This window comes from Streptomyces sp. DH12 (assembly GCF_020873895.1).
Classification (GTDB): Bacteria; Actinomycetota; Actinomycetes; order Streptomycetales; family Streptomycetaceae; genus Streptomyces.
The window spans coordinates 1-414 of record NZ_JAHWGT010001406.1; the positions used below are offsets into that span (position 1 = coordinate 1).

General features: G+C 70.0%; 1 pseudogene. It reads left to right on the top strand.

Annotated elements, in window-relative coordinates:
• Positions 1-160: 160 nt before the first annotated feature.
• Positions 161-414: pseudogene (locus LPA54_RS40305) on the top strand (hypothetical protein); the annotation flags it as partial.

Here is a 414-nt window from a genome sequence, read left to right on the forward strand (position 1 = left end):
GCCGTCCCGCCGTGCCGCAGGGGGGTGGCCGAAGGTCCCTGTCGTCAGGGGCTGTTGAGTCTTCGGGTGCGGACCTTCGGCGTCGGGCGCGGGGTGATGGGAGCCGGGAGAGTGGGTGGTGTCAGGAACCAGCCGGATCCTCTCCGAAGGAGTCACTGTCATGTCCGTGCACCAGCCCACACATCGTGGTTCAGGTTTCCATCTGCCGTCGTTCCGCGGGAACCGCGCCGTTTCCGCGCCGGGGGAGGCGGTGTCGGCGGAGGCCGGCGCGTTCACCGCACGGGCCGGCCGGCGTGCTCGCCTCGGTGCGGGTGCTGATGGGGTTCGTCTTCCTGTGGGCGTTCCTCGACAAGACGTTCGGCTTCGGTTACGCCACCGCCTCGGGGAAGGGCTGGGTCGACGGTGGTTCGCCCA